Here is a 13,624-nt window from a genome sequence, read left to right as displayed (position 1 = left end):
TGCCTCAGGTAGCAGTGTTTCGGGGTAGGGTGAAGTGGAAGCTGGCGCCCTGGTCGACCTGGCCAGTGGCCCAGACTCGACCGTCGTGGCGCTCGATGATGCGGCGTACACTCGCCAGGCCAATGCCGGTGCCTTCGAAATCTTCCATGCGGTGCAGGCGCTGGAAGACGCCGAACAGCTTGTTGGCGTAGGCCATGTCGAAGCCCACGCCATTGTCGCGGATGCAGACCTCGGTTTCTTCAGGGTGCTGTACGGCACTGATGCCGATGCGAGCAGGATTGCGGCCGCGAGTGTACTTGATGGCATTGGCTATCAGGTTGTGCAAGGCCATGTTGATGAATGCCGGGTCGCCGATCACCTTGGGCAGTGGGGCGATATCCCAAACGATTGCGCGGCCTTCGTAATCGGGGGCCAGCTCGCTGCGAATGGCCTCGACCAGGGCGTTGAGGTCGACGTCGGACAGGCGCAAGGCCGAGCGGCCCATCTGCGAGAAGTTGAGCAGGTTGTCGACCAGGCTGCCGGCAAAGTGCGCCGCTTCACCGATATGCTGCAGGAAGCGCTTGCCGCGTTCGCTCAGGCCCTGGCCTTCGATTTCGCCAAGCAGTTCGGTATAGCCGGCGATGTGCCGCAGCGGGGCGCGCAGGTCGTGGGAAACACTGTAGGAAAACGCTTCGAGCTCCTTGTTGGAACGGCGCAATTCGCCAGCCAGTTGTGCCAGCTCTTCCGCCTTGCGCAGGACAATGCCCAGCACAGCGCTGCGCAGCTCCATCACGCCCTCGATCACCAGTGGGTCCCACGCCTGACAATAGCCGCGCAGTTCTTCCTGCCAGCGTTCAAAACTGTGCCGTGGGTCGAGGTTGCCCTGTGGCCCGACCTGCTTGGTCGGCTGCCCGGCCCAGTTGACCGTGCGTATCTGCTCGGGGCGGAACCACAGCAGGTAGTGCGAGTGGATCTGCGAGATGGCCACTGCCAGCACCCCGCCAGCATGGTTTGCCAGCTCGGGCAGCTCAGTGATGTCGCGGCGCAGGTTGTCGCTATGGAACACGCTGTCTTCGTCACGTTGGCCTAGCCAGTGCACCAGCGCCGTAACCTGGGCCTCAGGCGGGGTCTGGCCGATCAGGTCACAGCGCTCGGCCGAGATCACTGCCGCGCCCTGGGCGTCGGCGAAGGCCAGCAGCACGTGGGGCAGGTCGCGCAAGCCGTCACTGACGCTGTCGTGGTCGGCCATGGACGAGATCATGCGTACGATGTGCTGGCGCAGCGCCAACAGCTTGCGCGTGCTGGCATGGGACTCGCGGGACTCTATCTGCAACGACAGCACGCTGGCCAACAGCTCGCAGGCCGTGCGGGTGCGCAGGTCCACCGGGCGTGGCTGCTGATGGTGGCAGGAAATCAGCCCCCACAGCTCGCCGTCGACCACGATCGACAGCGACATCGAGGCCAGCGTGCCCATGTTGCGCATGTACTGCAGGTGCACAGGTGACACGCTGCGCAGTACAGCGAAACTCATGTCCAGCGCCTTGCCGGTGCGCGGGTTGGTGGCGGGCAGCAGTGGCGAGGGCTGATAGTTGGCATCCTCGATCACGCGGATACGGTTGACCCGGTACAGCTCGCGCGCCTGGCGCGGGATGTCTGCAGCCGGGAAGCACAGGCCTGCGTAGCTGGGGTAGCCCGGGTCGGCCACCTCGGCCAGCACCTGGCCATTGCCTTCGGCATCGAACCGGTAGGCCTTGACCCGCCCAAAGCCGGTGATGCGCTTGAGCTGCAGCACCGCTTGTTGCAGCAGGTCTTCGATACTGCCGGCCAGTTGCAGACTGGCGACAAAGCTGCGCACCAACGGGTAGTAGTCGCCTTGCCCGACCAGGTCTGCTGGCAGGCGGGGCGGTTCGAACTCGGCAATCAGTACCTGATCGTGGCAATGGACCAGCATGTGCAGCAGGGCACTGATGGGTGCGCCCTGGCGCAAGCGCACGTCGCCAATGTGGAAGGGGAAGACTTCGTCTTCGGGAAGCCGTGTGAGGTGCGCGTGCAGGTCAAAGCCCTCGTGAACCAGGTCGGCGAAGTGGCAACCGATCAGTTCGCGGGCTGGCAAGCCCAACCAGTGCTCGACATTTTCACTGGCCTGCAGCACGCACAGGTCGGTGGCATCCAGCACCAGCAGAAAGCCGTGAGGCTGGATGCTGCCCGGAACCTGGATCGGTTCTTGGGCACAGCGCTCCATGGCGTCTGCCAGTGAGTTGTCTGCAGTCATGATTGAAAAAGCTCCTGTCATGTCCGTCCGTGTACGGCACAGGTGTCTGGCGCGGGACGAATACGATTCACCCTAACAGAATCCCGGCGAATTTACCGGCTCCTGGCCATTGGAGGCACGGGGTGGCCACGGGTTCTGTGCGGTACAGGCTTTTTTTGATGCCACGGTATCGCTTTGTCGCTAATACAAAAAAAATGGCTTTATGCCACATCGGCTGCGCCGCCTCACTGCTACGCTCAGTTCAAGACGTTTCGATAAGGATAACAAGGTGACGGAGCGCATGCTGGCCGCGCTGTTCGGCCTGTTGTTCAGCGGCACTACCGTGGCTGCGGATTTTCTCGTGGAAGTGCGGGTACTGGTGCAGCGTGGCTGCATGCTGGTCAACCAGACCCGCGATGCGGGAGCTCAGGCCCTGGGACGTATCGACCTAGGGGCGACGGCGCGCCTGGATGGCCCTGGCGCGCCCTTGAGTGGTGTGCTGTTGAGCCAGCGTCCGCCGCGCCTGGAGTGCAACCCGGATACGCCCTATCAGGTGCGCGTCGATGGTGGCCAGCATGGTGGCATCGGCGAACTGCGCTACCTGGCCAGCGACGATCACCTGGCGCGGCCCATTCCTTACCGCTTGTACCGTGACGCTGCCTGGCGTGAGCCGCTGGCAGTGGGGGTAGCCCAATCGGCGCGTGTACCGGGCAGCGGTTCGGTGGAATTGCCGCTGTATGCACGTATCGACAAACTGGCCTGGGTGCCGGATGCAGGGGTTTATGCCGATCTGCTGAAAGTCACCGTCACCTGGTAAGGACGCCACCATGCACAAGGACGCCATGCCATGAGCCGCACTTCGATCCTGTTGCTCACCCTCGGCCCGCTGCTGGTCCCCGGCGGTGCGGTGCATGGCAGCACCACCGGTTTCATCCAGGCGCGGCTGGTGATCAGCGCGTCTTGCCAGATCAGCAGCAACGAGACGCAACCGGCCGTGCTGGGTGACCCAGGCGTACTGGACTTTGGCGAGCGCGGTCCGAACTGGGACCAGCCGTTGCGCAGCCAGGTGGACGAAGTGGGCGGTCAGGGTAGCCTGCAGATCAGTTGCACGCCTGAGGTTCGGGCCTTCAACGTGCGTATCAATGGTGGCCTCAATGGCGACGATGGCATTCGCCGCCTGAGCAACGGCCGTGAACTGATTCCATACCAGCTGGCGGTTGACCCAGGCGGCAGCAGCCGCTACGGCGTCGGCCAGGCACGGGCCTTCACTATCAGCAGCAGCCAGCAAGTACCGATTCCCATCTACGGTGTGGTAGTGGCGCAACCGCGTGCGCTGCCGGCCGGGCTTTACCGCGACACCCTCAGAGTGACCCTGGACTGGTAACCACGCAAGGAGACTCCGATGCGAACGAACCTTTCATATTGCGTCCTCGCAGGCCTGGGCCTGGCGTTGGCTTCCCAGGCCCAGGCGGCCACGGTGACGGGGAGTATCAGCTCGACCCTGACGCTGACTGCGGCGTGCCAGGTCAATGGCACATCGGGCACGTCGGGGCTTAACTTCGGAGCCCTGGACTTCGGTACCCAGGATGCCTTGTTCGTTACCGCCGATGCCCAGGTGCTGGGAGGCGGGGGAGGCGCCATGAGCATCCTGTGCTCGGCAGGTACGGTGCCTGTGATCAAAGTGCGTGCCGGCCTGCATGACGGCCAGTCGAGCGGCGGCTCCCGTGCGCTCGCCGATGGTTCTGGCAACTTTGTGCCGTATGACCTCTATACCGACGCTGGGCGTACGGCGTTGCTGGCGGTCGACGACACCATCACCCTGCCGACCAGTACCGGCGCCGCTCAGACGGTCAACCTTTACGGCAAGGCCGTCGGCAAGGCAGGCCTGCCCGCAGGGGTCTACAGCGACACGATCTCGGTCGAGCTGTCGTTCTGACCCATGCGCGGCTGGCTGGCAGGGGGCCTGACTGGCGTCAGCATGTTGTTGGCCGCCCCATTGGGGGCAGTGACCACCAGTACCTTCACGGTGACGGCGCAGGTTGTCGCCGGGTGCCTGGTGGTGGGGGGTGTCACCAGCTACGGCACGCTCGATTATGGCTCGCAGTCGGCGCTGTCCACGGGCCTGCTCAGCACATCGCTGGGTGGTTCTACCGTGACGTTCCAGTGCACGCCGGGCGTGGCCATGAGCATGAGCCTGGACGGCGGGCAAAACAGTGCCAGTGGCACACGCAACCTGAAGCGCACCAGTGGCACGCAAGTGCTGGCCTACCAGTTGTACCGGGACGCCGCCTATAGCCAGGCCTTGGGGATCGGTCAGAGCGTGGCGGTGAGCTATTCCGACCCGACGGCGATCAAGCTACCGGTGTACGGGCGGGTTCAGCTGACCGGCACGCAGCCGGCAGGGACCTACACCGATGTGGTGCAAGTGACGGTGACCTGGTAACGGCCAGCGCCACCCATGACAAGTGTCTAAGGAGAGCTGCATGCGGGCAGGCGCGAAGTGGACGCGTGGATTGACTGGATTATTGTCGCTGGCAAGCCTGCCGGCCTGGGCGGCCACTTCGGTGCTGATCTGGCCGATCGACCCGGTGCTGGAGGCCGACCAGAAGGCAGGTGCGTTGTGGCTGGAAAACCGTGGCACTGCGCCGGCAAACCTGCAGGTGCGAGTATTCGCCTGGCGCCAGGGTGATTACCAGGAGCAGTTCCAGGCGCAGCGCGAGATTATCGGCAGCCCGCCGGTCGCCAACATTGCACCCGGGCAGAAGCAACTGATCCGCCTGACCCGTACCGGCCCTTCACCGGCCGGCCAGGAGCAGGCCTACCGCATCATCATCGACGAGATTCCTCCCGCCATCCCGGTCGACAAGGCCGAGCCCGGCGCGACGGCGGCCATTCGTTTGCAGATGCGCTATTCGGTGCCGCTGTTCGTCTACGGCGAAGGGCTGTGGGGCAAGGCCGACCCTGAAGGCAGACGCAATGCCGAGGGCGTGGGCAAGCCGCAGCTCAGTTGGCGCCCGGTGACGGTGCAGGGCAAGCCCTACATTGAACTGCGTAACACGGGCCCGGTACATGCGCGGCTGACCGATGTGGTCGTGCAGCAAGGTAGCCAGAGCAAGCCACTGGCTGAAGGCCTGCTGGGTTATGTGCTGCCGGGGGCAAGCATGCGCTGGCCGGCTCCCGTGGCATCCGGCAACGGCAGCGTGCTCATGGGCAGGGTCAACGGTCAGCGCTCGGCGGACGCGATCCGCCAAGGCCAATGAGCCAACGACTGAATGAAGTGCAGGGGCCAGGGAGGACCCGGCAATGGTTGGAAACCGTGTGTGAAATGGCTCTCGGCGACGACGTGCCGCTGGTGCCTGGGGCTGGCCATGGTCAGCCCCGCGCTGGTACTGGCCGACGACTTGCCCCCACCGCCCACGGAGATGTCCGCCATCGCCGAGGCCACCCTTTACCTCGACCTGGTGGTGAACCAGATGCCCAGGGTTGACCTGATACCGGTGCAGCAGCGGGCCGGGCGGTTTTACCTGGACAGCGACGTATTGCGTGCAGCCGGCGTCTCGCTGCCGGGCAACCCTCAGGGGGAGGTGGCCCTGGACAGCATCGCGGGGCTGCACACCGACTACGACAGTCAGAACCAGCGCCTGCTGCTGCAGGTTCCGCCAGCCTGGTTGCCAGAACAGCAAGTGGGTGATCGCAACCTTTACCCGGCCAGCGATGCGCGCAGCAGTTTCGGCGCCTTGTTCAACTACGACCTGTATCTCAACGACACCGATGAAGGCGGTACCTACCTGGCCGCCTGGAACGAGCTGCGCCTGTTCGACAGCTGGGGTACCTTTTCCAGTACCGGGCAGTGGCGTCAGTCTTTCAATGGCGCACAGGTGGACGATACCCGCCGTGGCTTCATGCGTTACGACACCACCTGGCGCTTCACCGACGAGCAGCGCCTGCTGACCTACGAAGCCGGTGACTTCGTGACGGGCGCCTTGCCCTGGAGCAGTTCGGTGCGGGTGGGCGGAGTACAGCTGTCACGCGACTTCGCGGCGCGTCCGGATCTCGTCACTTACCCGTTGCCTGCGTTCGCCGGCGAAGCGGCGGTGCCGACGTCGCTCGACCTGTTCATCAACGGTTTCAAGTCCAGCACCACCGAACTGCAGCCAGGCCCATACACCCTGACCAACGTGCCGTTCATCAACGGTGCCGGGGAGGCGGTGGTGGTCACCACTGATGCCCTTGGCCGTCAGGTGTCGACCACCTTGCCGTTCTACGTCACCAGCAGCCTGCTGCAGAAGGGCCTGTCGGACTACTCGGTGGCCGCCGGCAGCCTGCGCCGTGATTACGGTGTACGCGATTTCAGCTATGGGCCGGGTATCGCCTCGGGCAGCCTGCGCTATGGGCTCAGTGACATGTTCACCCTGGAAACCCACGCCGAAACGGCGGAGTCGCTGATGCTGGGTGGGCTGGGCGGCAACATGCGCGTGGGCAACTTCGGCGTGCTCAACGCTGCCTTGGCGCAAAGCCGGTTCGAGGGCGACAAGGGCCACCAGGTCGCCCTTGGCTACCAATACAACAGCCAGCGCATCGGCTTCGGTTACCAGCGCCTGCAACGCCATGGCGATTATGCCGACCTGAGCCGGGTGGGCTCCCCGGACATGCAACTGAGCAAAAGCAGCGAACAGGTCACCCTCAGTGTCAACCTGAACGAGTACGGCAGCATTGGCGCTGGCTACTTCGATGTGCGCGCCGGTGACGGTACGCGTACCCGGTTGATCAACCTGAGCTACAGCAAGCCGCTGTGGGGCAGCAGCAGTGTGTACCTGTCGGCCAACCGTGAAGTGGGTGACAGCCAGTGGGCGGTGCAGGCGCAGCTGGTGATCCCGTTCGACCTGCACGGCACCCTGGCGCTGAGCATGGAACGCAGCAATGAAGGCGAGACCCTGCAACGGGTCAACTACAGCCGTGCGGTGCCAGCCGGTGTCGGCGTCGGTTACAACCTGGGCTATGCCGCAGGCAGCGACCGTGATGCCTATCGCCAGGCCGACGTCACCTGGCGCCTGCAATCGGTGCAATTGCAGGCCGGTGTGTATGGCAGCAGCGGCGAGATGACCCGCTGGGCCGACGCCAGTGGTTCGCTGGTGTGGATGGATGCCGGCGTGTTCGCCGCCAACCGTATCGATGATGCCTTCGTGGTGGTCAGCACCGCAGGTTACGCCGATGTACCGGTGCGTTATGAAAACCAGGAAATCGGCCGTACCGATGCCAAGGGGCACTTGCTGGTGCCTTACAGCAGCGGTTACTACCGGGGCAAGTACGAGATCGATCCCATGAACCTGCCACCGGATGTCCTCGCGCCGGACGTTGAGCAGCGTGTGGCGGTACGACGGGGCAGTGGCTACTTGCTGGAGTTCCCCCTCAAGCGCGTCATGGCGGCCAGTGTCGAATTGGTGGATGGCAATCAGCAGGTGCTCAAACTGGGTAGCCGTGTTACCCACGCAGAGAGTGGCACCCAGGCGGTGGTGGGGTGGGACGGGTTGGTGTATCTGGAGAACCTGTCGTCGCATAACCGCCTTCAGGTGGCGCTTGAAGGGGGTGGGCATTGCGAAGTGGCGTTCGACCTGCCCGAAGCGCAAGGCTCGATCCCTTTGATCGGTCCGTTGGTGTGCCGATGAATGCCTGGCGGCGGGGCCTGGTGGCGAGCGTGCTGCTGTTGCCGAGCAGTACGGCCTGGGCGCTTTGCTCGTCGGTGGCCACCTTGCCGGCAGCGTTTGGCAGCCTTAATTCAACGCAGGTTCGCAACACGGTACAGACGGCTTCCAGCCTCAACTCGGGGTTGCAGTGCACCGGTTCGCTACTGACCTTGCTTAGCAGCGGTGATCATTTCTACGCCACGATCACGCCCGCCTCGGGTGGGCTGGTCGGCCCGACAGGCGATGTCATTCCCTACACGCTGTATGCCGACAACACCACCCGCTACCCGATTACCCGGGGTGTGGCCTACGACTTCGCCCGCAACGGTATCCTCGACTTGCTGGGGCTGCTCGGCGGTACCACGCCCAAGGCGGTGCCGATCTACATGCGCACCCAGATTGGCAGCAATGTCGCGGCCGGGTTGTATCAAGAGGCCCTGACCGTGGCCTGGAGCTGGGATTATTGCTCGGGGATTGGCGCGTTGGGGATATGCCTTGGGCGCGACATCGGCTCGGGTAGCCAGCTCTTGAACGTGAGCCTGACGGTGACCAACGATTGCCAGATCACCACGCCTGACATCAGCTTCGCCAGTGCGCCGGTGGTGGCGGGGTTCGGCACGGTGAGCCAGGGCATAAACGTGTCATGCACCAAGGGCAGCAGCTACACGGTAGGGCTGGGTGACGGGCAGAACGTGTCCGGTGGGCGGCGGCGGATGAAGTCTTCGGCCAACAACTACCTGGCCTATGACATTTTCAAAAGTGCCGGTACCGTGCGCTGGGGGGCGTCAGGGGCTGCCAGGCGTTCCAGTACGGATGCCGACATCAACCCCGGCGTAGGTACCGGCACGGGTAGCCAGGTGTTCAACTACAACGCCAAGGTCTATACCGATCAGGCGACACCGCCGGCTGCGACCTATACAGACAGTGTGATACTGGATGTGCAGTTCTGAACGGCGATCAATACCCCCGAAGCAGCCGCCGCGTGTCGCGACGGGCTGCTCCTGCAGGGGCTGCGCAAGGCGAGGTTCAGCGCAAATCGCCTACCATCCTGGCCAAGGTCTCCAGCACCGCCCCGGCCAGTGCCTTGGAGCGCGCCCCCGACCACCCGGTGATTGCATCGGGCGCATCGTCATGGTCCTTGAACGGCATTTCCAGCGTCAGTGACAGGCAGTCATGGGCCATGCCCACCGCATTGCAGGCCAGCGTCGTATTCGCCTGTCCGGGTTCGTCACGGGTATAGCCATGCACTGTCTGGAAGTCGCGGGTCAGGCTGCACAAGGTGCTACGGAACTGCTCTTCGAGTTTGGCCAGCCGAGGGGTGTAACCCGGGTTGCCCTCGCATGCGGCCGTGAACACGTGGGGGATCTCTTCGTCACCGTGCACGTCGATGAAGGCATCCACACCGTACTGCTTCATCTGCGCTTGTGCAAAGAACACTTCCGGGCTGAATTCGACGCTGGCGTCCTGCCAGGCGCGGTTGAGGTCCTTGCCCTTGAAGTTGGTGCGCAGGTGGCCGAGGAAGGCGCCGTCGGGGTTCATGTTGGGGATCAGGTAAAGGTCGGCCTTGGCCAGCAATTGCTGGACCACCGTATCGTTGGCCTGCAGGCGGTCGATCACGCCTTCCATGAACCATTCGGCCATGTGCTCGCCCGGATGCTGCTGGGCAATCAGCCACAGCTTGCGCTTGCCTTCGGCACCGTCGCCTGCCCGCAGCAGTGGGATATCGCGGCCCTGGACACTGCGGCCGCTGGCCAGCAACTCGACCCCTGGGAGTTGGCAGGCACGTTCGATCAGCTGGTTGTGGCGGGCACGCGGGTAAGGCTCGAAGTAGGCGAACCAGATCTGGTCCTGTTCAGCCTTGACCTCGAACGATAGCGCCGTACCGTCGAACTGGCTTGGCACACGGAACCAGCGCTGCTGGTCGTAGCTGGCCACAGCGTTGTAGCCGCTCCACGCATTCTTGTACGAGGAGCCAGAAGCGTTGTCCAGGCTGAAGCGATGGACCTGCCCCGGTGTGAGCCCGCTGACCTTGAAGTGGAACCACTGATAGTGGCCGCTGTGGGTGTCCGGGCGAATGGCCAGGTGTACCTGGGCCGGGTTGCTGGCATCCAGTACCTGTATGTTGCCGGAGTCGAAATCGCAGTCGATCTGCAGGGGGGACAGCGTCACGGTCATGTGCCGGGCTCCTTTGCGGGCATTGTTGTAGGGGTACTGTATACGGCTTGGCGGGGATGCTGTGCAAGAACAGGCAGGGCGAGCCCTCAGCGGACAGCCCGTATGCGGCGGGCCAGTGCCGGCAAATGCGTGGACTTCAGGTTATCTGAAGAACTGACTGGGCGTGGTACCGAACTGGCGCTTGAACATGCTGGCGAAGGCACTTGGGCTGTCATAGCCCAAGGCCCCCGCCACATCGATGATTCGCTCGCCCAGGGCAATCCGCTCCAGTGCCTGCATCAGCCGCGCCTGCTGGCGCCACTGGCCGAAGGTCATGCCGGTTTCCTTGCGGAACAACCGCTGGATGGTCTTTTCGTCCACCCCCAGGCGCAGGCCCCAGTCGGCAACGGTGGCATTATCGTCGGGCCGTTCATGCAATGCCGTGCAGATCACCCGCAGGCGCTGGTCGCTGGGCTGCGACAGTTTCAGCGGCAAGGTCGGCAGTACGCAGATTTCGTCGAGGATGAGGCGCATGACCCGGGCTTCGCGCGAGTCCTCGGCAAACGGTGCGGTGAACCCCACCGAGGCCTTGATCAGTTCGCTGAGCAAGGGCGAGATGCTGATGGCCTTGCTCTGCAGGGGCAGGCCGGTTGCCGCGTCGCTGCGCACGAACACACTGCGCATCTTCACGTCGCCGACACAGCGAATGGCATGCACCTGCCCGCAAGGCATCCACACACCGCGGCTGGGTGGCACCGTCCAGCATTCGTTTCCGGACTCGACGATCATCAGGCCTTTGATGGCATAGATCAGTTGATGCTTGGTATGGCTATGGGGCTCGATGAACCAGTCGCTTGGGTAGTCTGTCGCACGGCTACCCACTTCCCAGGTCCACTCATCGACCTCCACCAGCAATTCACGCTGCGGCTTTACCATCGTGACCTCGTATCGAAGCAGCCTGGCAGCGCCACTTTAGCAGCAACGGCCAGGGCGGGCCTGCGAGCGGGTGGCCGGTAGCAAGGCGGTGGCCAACCCGAGCAGCGGCAGGAACGCGATGGCCTGGTACACCCACTCGATGCCATGCCGGTCGGCCAGTGCGCCCAGGCCGGCTGCACCCAGGCCGCTGATGCCGAACATCAGCCCGAACATCACCCCTGAAACCATGCCGACCCGGCCCGGCACCGCCTCCTGGGCATACACCACCAGGGCAGCGAATGCCGAGGACATCACCAGGCCGATGGCCACCGCCAGCACGGCTGTCCAGGCAAGGCTGGCATGGGGCAGGGCCAGGGCGAAGGGCGCCACACCGAGGAACGAGACCCAGATCACGGCCTTGCGCCCGATGCGATCACCCACCGGGCCACCGGCAAAGGTGCCCAGCGCAACGGCTGCGAGGAACACGAACAGGTACAGCTGGCTGTGCTGCACACTCAGGCCGAAATGCTCGATCAGGTAGAAGGTGAAGAAGTTGGTGAACGAAGCGATGTAGACGAACTTGGCGAACATCAGCACGGCGATCACCGCCACAGCGCGCCACATGGCACCCCGCGACAGGCCGGGGGCCTGTTGGCCAGCGAAGGTCTTGAGCCGGGCCTGGCCGTGGCGCACGCTCCAGCCCGTCACCCGCAGCAGCACCAGAACAGCCAGCGCAGCGGCCAGCATGAACCAGGCAATGGCCGGTTGGCCGTGCGGAATGATGATGGCAGCAGTGAGCAGCGGGCCGAGGGCCGAGCCGGTATTGCCGCCGACCTGGAAGGTGGATTGCGCGGTCCCGAAGCGCCCGCCGGAGGCCATTCTGGCCACCCGCGAGGCCTCTGGGTGGAAGGTGGCCGAACCCACGCCGACCACGGCGGCGGCCACCAGCAGCATTTCATAGCTGCCGGCAAAGGCGAGCAGGGCGATGCCCACCAGCGTCACCAACATGCCGGCAGGCAGCAGGTAGGGTTGTGGGTGCTTGTCGGTGAACATGCCGACCCAGGGTTGCAGCAGGGAAGCGGTCACCTGATAGACCAAGGCGATCCAGCCGATCTGGGCGAAGCTCAGCGCGAAATCGCTTTTCAGCATGGGGTAGATCGACGGCAGTACGGCTTGAATCAGGTCATTGAGCAGGTGGGCGAATGCAGCAGCACCGACGATGCGCACGACAAAGCCCTGAGGCTGGTCGGCAGGCGTGGCGGCGGCTACGGAGGCGGCGGAGGTTGTCATGGGCAAGGTTCTTCTATGGCAAGGGAGCAAGGCGTTGCCGCAGCAGGTTATCCAGTGCCGAGGTTGCCTGTCTCACGCCGAACAGGCAGCCAATGTCGCGTTTCGGGCATCCGTGCCCACAGCCTGACAGGAGAACGGAGGCGCTCCTGCAGGTGATTGCCTTCAGGCCATATCGGCTGCGGTCTTGCCGGCGACCTTGTTGCGCCCGCCCAGCCATACCAGCAACAGCCCCGCAGCCGCCAGCACACCTCCGGCCATTGGCACGGCGGCGTAGCCCAGGTTCAGGCTGATAACCGCACCACCCAGCGCCGCGCCCACGGCGTTACCCAGGTTGAACGCACCCACGTTGATCGACGATGCCAGGCCTGGCGCCTCGATGGCGGCAGTCATTACGCGCATTTGCAGCGGCGGTACCACGGCGAAGGTGAACATGCCCCAGACCAGCAGGGCGATGGCAGCGCCGATGTGGCTACCCAGTACCAGGGGCATCGCCAGCATGATCAGCGCCAGCATGGCGAGGAAGATCTTCGCCGCGCCATCCAGTGACCAGTCGGCCAGGCGGCCACCCAGGCTGTTGCCAAGGGTGAAGCCAACCCCGATCAGTACCAGTCCCAAGGTTACGAAGCCGTCCGAGGCCCCGGTCAGTTCGGCCAGCACCGGCGCCACGTAGGTGTACAAGGTGAACATGGCGCCGGCACCGAGCACGGTGGTGGCCATTGCCAGCAGCACGCTGGGGCGGGCAATGACCGCCAGTTCCTTGCGCACATGTGGCACGCTGCCGCGTTCACCCTTGGGCAGGGCGTACCACAGTGCGGCCATGGCCAGCAGGCCGAGTACGGCGGTACCGGCAAATGCCATGCGCCAGCCAATCTGCTGGCCGATCCAGGTGGCGGCCGGCACGCCGCCGATGTTGGCGATGGTCAGGCCCATGAACATGGTGGCCACGGCGCTGGCCTGTTTCTCCTTGGGCACCACGCTGGCTGCCACCACGGCTCCCAGGCCGAAGAACGCACCATGGTTGAGGCTGGTGACCAGTCGCGAGGCGAGCAGGGTGTAGTAGTCCGGCGACAGTGACGACAGCAGGTTGCCAAGGGTGAAGATGGCCATCAGCGCCATCAGCGCAGCGCGCTTCCCAAAGCGGCTGAACAGCAGGGTCATGATCGGCGCGCCGATCATCACGCCAATGGCATAGGCGGTGATCAGCATGCCGGCGCTGGGGATGCTCACCTCCACGCCCTGGGCGATGACTGGCAGTAGCCCCATCGGGGTGAACTCGGTAGTGCCGATGCCAAAGGCGCCAATGGCCAACGCGAAGAGCACGCGGCCGGGTCTCATTGTTTGAGCAGTCATC

At 64.2% G+C, this 13,624-nt stretch carries 12 protein-coding genes; 7 read left to right on the top strand and 5 right to left on the bottom strand.

The features are described from left to right. Positions 1–4: 4 nt before the first annotated feature. Positions 5–2,251 carry an ATP-binding protein gene (locus tag AC3RCM_RS18035; protein WP_020191521.1) on the bottom strand — a complete coding sequence of 749 codons (2,247 nt, stop codon included), beginning with the start codon at positions 2,249–2,251 and terminating at the stop codon, positions 5–7. A gap of 268 nt (positions 2,252–2,519) precedes the next feature. Between AC3RCM_RS18035 and AC3RCM_RS18030 the strand changes: the two genes are divergently transcribed. From AC3RCM_RS18030 to AC3RCM_RS18000, 7 genes are all read left to right on the top strand, one after another. Beyond that, positions 2,520–3,047: a Csu type fimbrial protein gene (locus AC3RCM_RS18030; RefSeq protein ID WP_274145519.1), complete on the top strand. Its 528-nt coding sequence runs from the start codon at positions 2,520–2,522 to the stop codon at positions 3,045–3,047. 30 nt (positions 3,048–3,077) lie between these two features. Then, the gene (locus AC3RCM_RS18025) at positions 3,078–3,614 is read left to right on the top strand and encodes a Csu type fimbrial protein (RefSeq protein ID WP_064493411.1); all 537 of its coding nucleotides are present in this window, start codon (positions 3,078–3,080) and stop codon (positions 3,612–3,614) included. Between the two features lie 18 nt (positions 3,615–3,632). Continuing rightward, on the top strand, positions 3,633–4,166 hold the full coding sequence (locus AC3RCM_RS18020; RefSeq protein WP_064493410.1) for a Csu type fimbrial protein: 534 nt from the start codon (positions 3,633–3,635) through the stop codon (positions 4,164–4,166). 3 nt (positions 4,167–4,169) lie between these two features. Further along, positions 4,170–4,673: a Csu type fimbrial protein gene (locus tag AC3RCM_RS18015; protein WP_020192458.1), complete on the top strand. Its 504-nt coding sequence runs from the start codon at positions 4,170–4,172 to the stop codon at positions 4,671–4,673. A 40-nt stretch (positions 4,674–4,713) separates the two neighbouring features. After that, positions 4,714–5,490 (top strand): fimbrial biogenesis chaperone, encoded by a 777-nt coding sequence (locus AC3RCM_RS18010; protein WP_020192457.1) that lies wholly within the window; start codon positions 4,714–4,716, stop codon positions 5,488–5,490. 108 nt (positions 5,491–5,598) lie between these two features. Beyond that, positions 5,599–7,896: a fimbria/pilus outer membrane usher protein gene (locus AC3RCM_RS18005; protein ID WP_492629695.1), complete on the top strand. Its 2,298-nt coding sequence runs from the start codon at positions 5,599–5,601 to the stop codon at positions 7,894–7,896. Beyond that, positions 7,893–8,864 carry a Csu type fimbrial protein gene (locus AC3RCM_RS18000; RefSeq protein WP_020192455.1) on the top strand — a complete coding sequence of 324 codons (972 nt, stop codon included), beginning with the start codon at positions 7,893–7,895 and terminating at the stop codon, positions 8,862–8,864. Before AC3RCM_RS18005 ends, AC3RCM_RS18000 begins: the two co-directional genes overlap by 4 nt. Positions 8,865–8,940: 76 nt before the next feature. On the opposite strand, the gene AC3RCM_RS17995 is transcribed toward AC3RCM_RS18000, so the two are convergent. The 4 genes from AC3RCM_RS17995 to AC3RCM_RS17980 form a co-directional block, all read right to left on the bottom strand. Beyond that, a complete protein-coding gene (locus tag AC3RCM_RS17995; protein ID WP_064493408.1) occupies positions 8,941–10,089 on the bottom strand; it encodes a M14 family metallopeptidase in 1,149 nt (382 codons plus the stop codon). A 141-nt stretch (positions 10,090–10,230) separates the two neighbouring features. Then, positions 10,231–11,004, bottom strand: a complete 774-nt coding sequence (locus AC3RCM_RS17990; protein ID WP_064493407.1) for an AraC family transcriptional regulator — start codon at positions 11,002–11,004, stop codon at positions 10,231–10,233. Positions 11,005–11,040: 36 nt separating this feature from the next. After that, complete coding sequence (locus tag AC3RCM_RS17985) at positions 11,041–12,273, bottom strand: MFS transporter (protein ID WP_064493406.1); 1,233 nt, start codon at positions 12,271–12,273, stop codon at positions 11,041–11,043. A 162-nt stretch (positions 12,274–12,435) separates the two neighbouring features. After that, positions 12,436–13,608 carry an MFS transporter gene (locus AC3RCM_RS17980; protein ID WP_064493405.1) on the bottom strand — a complete coding sequence of 391 codons (1,173 nt, stop codon included), beginning with the start codon at positions 13,606–13,608 and terminating at the stop codon, positions 12,436–12,438. Positions 13,609–13,624 lie beyond the last annotated feature (16 nt).

The organism is Pseudomonas sp. GW823-FHT05G12 (genome assembly GCF_058795575.1).
Note: the sequence above shows the minus strand (reverse complement) of the source record. Positions and strands in the feature narration are given on the sequence as shown.

Excerpts from the sequence above, each read along its gene's own strand:
- AC3RCM_RS18035 (WP_020191521.1), bottom strand. The coding sequence starts at position 2,251 with ATGACTGCAGACAACTCACTGGCAGACGCCATGGAGCGCTGTGCCCAA.
- AC3RCM_RS18025 (WP_064493411.1), top strand. The coding sequence starts at position 3,078 with ATGAGCCGCACTTCGATCCTGTTGCTCACCCTCGGCCCGCTGCTGGTC.
- AC3RCM_RS18020 (WP_064493410.1), top strand. The coding sequence starts at position 3,633 with ATGCGAACGAACCTTTCATATTGCGTCCTCGCAGGCCTGGGCCTGGCG.
- AC3RCM_RS18015 (WP_020192458.1), top strand. The coding sequence starts at position 4,170 with ATGCGCGGCTGGCTGGCAGGGGGCCTGACTGGCGTCAGCATGTTGTTG.
- AC3RCM_RS18010 (WP_020192457.1), top strand. The coding sequence starts at position 4,714 with ATGCGGGCAGGCGCGAAGTGGACGCGTGGATTGACTGGATTATTGTCG.
- AC3RCM_RS18005 (WP_492629695.1), top strand. The coding sequence starts at position 5,599 with ATGGTCAGCCCCGCGCTGGTACTGGCCGACGACTTGCCCCCACCGCCC.
- AC3RCM_RS18000 (WP_020192455.1), top strand. The coding sequence starts at position 7,893 with ATGAATGCCTGGCGGCGGGGCCTGGTGGCGAGCGTGCTGCTGTTGCCG.
- AC3RCM_RS17995 (WP_064493408.1), bottom strand. The coding sequence starts at position 10,089 with ATGACCGTGACGCTGTCCCCCCTGCAGATCGACTGCGATTTCGACTCC.
- AC3RCM_RS17990 (WP_064493407.1), bottom strand. The coding sequence starts at position 11,004 with ATGGTAAAGCCGCAGCGTGAATTGCTGGTGGAGGTCGATGAGTGGACC.
- AC3RCM_RS17985 (WP_064493406.1), bottom strand. The coding sequence starts at position 12,273 with ATGACAACCTCCGCCGCCTCCGTAGCCGCCGCCACGCCTGCCGACCAG.
- AC3RCM_RS17980 (WP_064493405.1), bottom strand. The coding sequence starts at position 13,608 with ATGAGACCCGGCCGCGTGCTCTTCGCGTTGGCCATTGGCGCCTTTGGC.